Below are 4,559 nucleotides of genomic sequence, written 5' to 3'. Positions count from 1 at the left end.
CGGGCTGCTGCTCGTCCTCGGCGGCCTCGTGTGGTGGTTCGGTCGTGCCCGCTCGCGCACCCCGGCCGGATGAGTGCGGGGAGCCGCGAGGCCGGGGAAACCCGGGGTGCCGGCCCCGGGCTCCCCGCGTGCCCGGCCCCGGTCACCAGCTCCGCCGCTCCGGCCGGGGCGGCGGGCGGGCCACGTGCCACCGGAACCCGAGGCCACCGCCGGCGCCGCCCGGTCCGGCCTCCTCCCCGTCCCGGGTGGACACCGCGCACCACCAGCACCGGAACGGGGCCACCCGTGACCGACCGACCAGCCATCACCGCCTTCGCCGGCGCCCCACCGGGGCCAGCCCGGCGCCTCGCCCGTCTCGACGGCGCCCCGCGCCGGGCCGAGGAGGACGACAAGCACCCACCCACGAGTGCCGGCCCCGCCGGCGGAAGACGAGGACATCGCGATGCCCGTTCCCCGACGAGCGGTGTGCGCGGCCGCGGCCGCGGCACTGCTGACGGCGACGTCGGCGTGCGCCGGAGCGAGTGGCGCCGACGACGGTGAGCTCGTCGTCATCAGCACGACGGAGATACTCGCCGACCTGGTGGCCAGCGTGGGCGGGGACAGGGTGAGCAGCAGCTCGCTGGTGCCCCCGGGCGGGGACCCCCACTCCTACGAGCCCACCCCGGCGGACGCGGGACGGGTCACCAGGGCCGACGTGGCGTTCACCAACCACCTCCTCCTGGAGGAACAGGCGCTGATCCGGACCATCGACAACAACCTGCCCGAGGGCTCGTTGAACGTCTCGCTGGCCGAGATCTCCGAGAGCTACGGCGCCCGCGTCATCCCCCTGGTGGAGAACATCGGCCTCGACGTGCTGTGGCTCGGGCTCCGCGTGCGCGGGGACGGCGCGGAGCACGGTGCCACCCGCACCTCCCAGGTCGAGCTGCGGGCCACCGCGGTGGAGGGGCCCGGCGACCTGGCCGTCTACCTGACCCAGACCCTGGGCGCCCCGGAGGTCTACTTCGACTCGGCGACCGGCTTCGACGACACCGACCTCGCCGTCCTGCCGCCCGCCGCGCACACCCACGTCAACTGGGCGTTCACCGAACCCGGGGTGTACCGGCTCACGCTGGAGGCCGCGTTGGACGTCGGGGACGACGCCGACCCGGTGGAACTGGGTGCGGACACGTTCACCTTCGCCGTCGGGGTGGACCCGCACTCGGTGGAGGTGGCGGGAGACGCGGTCATCCTCGACGACGGCCACACCGACCTGACCGTCGACCTCGACACCGGTGAGCTCTACGCCTACACCGACTCCGGGACCACCGGCACCGACCAGCTCGTCGTCCCCGCCGAGGACGCCGTCATCGACGTCCCCAACCGCGCACGGGAGGAGGTGCCCGACGACGACAGGTTCTCCTTCCTGGGAGAACCGGGGACGCTGGTCTTCCAGCTACCGCAGGCCGTGCTCGGCAAGCACGTCCACGGCGAGATCGACCCCCACCTGTGGCAGAACGTGGAGAACGCCGCCGCCTACGTGCAGCACATCCGCGACACGCTGATCGAGGCCGACCCGGACGGCGCCGAGACCTACCGGGAACGCGCCCGCGCCTACCTCGACGAGCTCGGCGAGGTCGACGACTACGTGCGCCGCACGCTGGCGGAGATCCCGGAGGAGAACCGCCAGCTGATCACCACCCACGACGCGTTCGGCTACCTCGCCGACGCCTACGACCTGACCGTCGCCGGGTTCGTGGTCCCGAACCCGGCGCAGGAACCCAGCGTCCGCCAGGTCAACACCCTCACCGACACCATCCGCAACCTCGAGGTGCCCGCCGTGTTCATGGAACCCAACCTGGTGCAACGCGCATCGGTCCTGACCCAGGTAGCCGACGACCAGGACGTCGAGGTGTGCACCCTCTACGGGGACGCCTTCGGCGACGACGTCGACAACTACCTCGACATGATGCGGCACAACGCCGACGAGCTGCGTCGCTGCCTGGGTGGCGCGTGATGGCGGGCTGGACCGGGGTCGGGTTGGCGGGAGTGGCCGGCGTGCTCGCGGTGGCGGCGGCACCGGTGGGCCTCGCTCCCGACGACCCCGCCGCCGACGCCGAGCGGGTGGTCATCGCCGAAGGGCACGTGGACATCGGCCCCCGGTTCGAGGACGGGGCCTGGGTGCTCCGGGTGCGTGACGACACGGTGGACCCGCCGGTCTGGCGGTCGCTGGACGACGTCGTGCTGCACGTCACCGACCTGGCCACCGTGGAGGTTCCCGAGGACGAGGCGTTCTCCTTCCTCGGCGCCCCCGGTGACGAGGTCTGGCTGCTGCCCCAGGCGCAGGAGGAGGGCGTGTTGTGGCCGGGGTGGAACACGCAGGACACCGAGGTGGCCACCCGGGTGGCCCGGGAGGTGACCTGGTCGTTGCACGCGGTGGAGGGGCCGGGGGAACTCGCGTTGTTCCTCAACGGGAGCTTCGGTGAACCCGAACCCGTCTTCGACAGCCGGGAGGAGTTCCCGCAGACCTCCGGTGTCGAGGTCAACACGCACGTGCACGGCAACTGGGCGTTCCTGGAACCCGGCGCGTACCTGCTCGACATCGAGATGAGCGCGCGGCTGGACGACGGGCAGCAGGTCAGCGACCGGGGCACCCTCCGGTTCTTCGCCGGCGGGGGTGATCCCGAGGCGGCCTTCGACACCGAGCTGATCCGCCACGACCCCGAGCCCTCCGGTCCGGCGCCCGACGCGGCGGCCCAGGACCCGGACCCGGGTGAGGACGGGTCGACCGGCGGGCCGGTGGTGCTGGCCATCGCTGTCGGTGTTGCGGGGCTGGTGCTGGTGGCGGTTTGGCTGTGGTGGTACCGCCGCGCGAGGGGACGGGAGGGCTCCGGCCATGGCTGACCCCCTGGTGCGGGTCGACGGGCTCTCCGTCGACCTCGGTGGCCGCACCGCCCTGCGGGACGTGAGCCTGGCCGTGTCGGCCGGTGAGCTGGTGGGTCTGATCGGGCCGAACGGCGCGGGGAAGACCACCCTGCTCCGCGCGGTCCTCGGGCTCCTCCCCCCGCGTGCCGGGACGATCCGCCTGGGTGACCGCACGCCCGACCGGGCCCGGGGCACGGTCGGGTACGTGCCGCAGCGGCACGAGTTCGCCTGGGACTTCCCGATCTCGGTGGAGAGGGCGGTCATGACCGGTCGGGTCCACCGCATCGGCTGGCTCCGGCGGCCCGGTGCCGTGGACCGGGCCGCCGTGGACGAGGCCCTCGACCGGGTCTCGCTCGGCCCGCTCCGGCGCCGCCCGGTGGGGGAGCTGTCCGGGGGCCAACGGCAACGGGTGCTGGTGGCCAGGGCGCTGGCCCTCCGCCCGGAGCTGCTGCTGCTCGACGAGCCCTTCACCGGGCTGGACGTGCCCACCCAGGAGTTGCTCACCGACCTGTTCGAGGCGTTGCGGCAGGAGGGCAGGGCGCTGCTCATGACGACCCACGACCTGCCGGCCGCCGCGTCCCTGTCGAGCCGCCTGTGCCTGCTCAACCGCACGGTGATCGCCGACGGGCCGCCCTCGGCGCTGCGGGACGCCTCGGTGTGGTTGGCCGCCTTCGGGGTGGCCCGTTCGACCTCGCTGCTGCGTTCGCTGGGGGTGGACACGTGAGCGGTGTGCTCGACTTCCTCGTGGAACCGTGGGACCAGGTGTTCATGCGGCGGGCGTTCCTGGTGGCGATCATGTCCGGGGTGGTCTGCGGGGTCATCGGGACCCACGTGGTGCTGCGGGGCATGGCCTTCATCGGTGACGCCGTCTCGCACGCGGTCTTCCCCGGGGTGGCGGTGGCCTTCGTGCTCCAGGCGAACCTCGTGGTCGGGGGCGCGGTCGCCGGCCTGGTCACGGCGTTGTTGGTCGCCGTCTTCTCACAGAACCGGCGGCTGCGGGAGGACACCGTCATCGGGGTCTTCTTCGCGGGTGCCTTCGGGCTCGGCATCGTCATCCTCAGCACGGCACCGGGGTACAGCGGGTCGCTCGAGTCGTTCCTGTTCGGGTCGATCCTGGGCATCAGCGACTCCGACGTCCTCGGGGTGGCGCTGGTCGGCGGGGCCGTGGTCGCCTCGGCGCTAGCGCTGTCCAAGGAGGTCGTGACCGTCAGCCTCGACCGGGAGACGGCCCGCTCGGTGGGGCTGCCGGTGTTCTGGCTGGACATGGCGCTCTACGCGATGGTCACGGTGGCCATCGTCATCTCGCTCCAGGCGGTCGGGAACGTGTTGGTGTTGGCGCTGCTCATCACCCCGGCGGCGTGCGCGCGGCTGCTCACCGACCGGTTGGGGGTGATGATGCTGCTCGCCCCGGCCATCGGGGCGTCGTCGTCGGTGGTGGGGCTGTACCTCTCCTACGCGCTGGACCTGGCGGCGGGCGGGATGATCGTGTTGACCGCGACGGTGACGTTCCTGGTGTGCTGGTTCCTCGCTCCCCGGCACGGCCTGGTGTCCCGTTGGCGGGCCCGGTCCCGCCAATCCGGGGCGGATTCGGCAGGGTCGGACGACGACGGGCGCGCCGGGACCGCGTCGGAGGCGGGGCTGGGCGTCTCCGCCGCCGG

The 4,559-nt window shown here is 73.0% G+C and carries 4 protein-coding genes; all 4 read left to right on the top strand.

Translation table 11 applies throughout. The annotated features are described in order from the left end of the window. Positions 1-442 precede the first annotated feature (442 nt). On the top strand, positions 443-1,993 hold the full coding sequence (locus ACTIDRAF_RS0222965; protein WP_039789005.1) for an anchored repeat ABC transporter, substrate-binding protein: 1,551 nt from the start codon (positions 443-445) through the stop codon (positions 1,991-1,993). Then, positions 1,993-2,880 (top strand): TIGR03773 family transporter-associated surface protein, encoded by an 888-nt coding sequence (locus ACTIDRAF_RS0222960; RefSeq protein WP_016701051.1) that lies wholly within the window; start codon positions 1,993-1,995, stop codon positions 2,878-2,880. Before ACTIDRAF_RS0222965 ends, ACTIDRAF_RS0222960 begins: the two co-directional genes overlap by 1 nt. Beyond that, positions 2,873-3,625 carry an anchored repeat-type ABC transporter ATP-binding subunit gene (locus ACTIDRAF_RS0222955; RefSeq protein WP_016701050.1) on the top strand — a complete coding sequence of 251 codons (753 nt, stop codon included), beginning with the start codon at positions 2,873-2,875 and terminating at the stop codon, positions 3,623-3,625. Before ACTIDRAF_RS0222960 ends, ACTIDRAF_RS0222955 begins: the two co-directional genes overlap by 8 nt. Then, on the top strand, positions 3,622-4,559 hold a 938-nt coding region (locus tag ACTIDRAF_RS0222950), incomplete at its 3' end, for an anchored repeat-type ABC transporter permease subunit (RefSeq protein WP_016701049.1). The genes ACTIDRAF_RS0222955 and ACTIDRAF_RS0222950, both read left to right, overlap by 4 nt.

The sequence above is a fragment of the Actinoalloteichus spitiensis RMV-1378 genome, from assembly GCF_000239155.1.
In the GTDB taxonomy this organism is placed as follows: domain Bacteria; phylum Actinomycetota; class Actinomycetes; order Mycobacteriales; family Pseudonocardiaceae; genus Actinoalloteichus_B; species Actinoalloteichus_B spitiensis.
The sequence above is the reverse complement of the archived record's forward strand: the minus strand, read 5'-3'. Positions and strand labels throughout refer to the sequence as shown.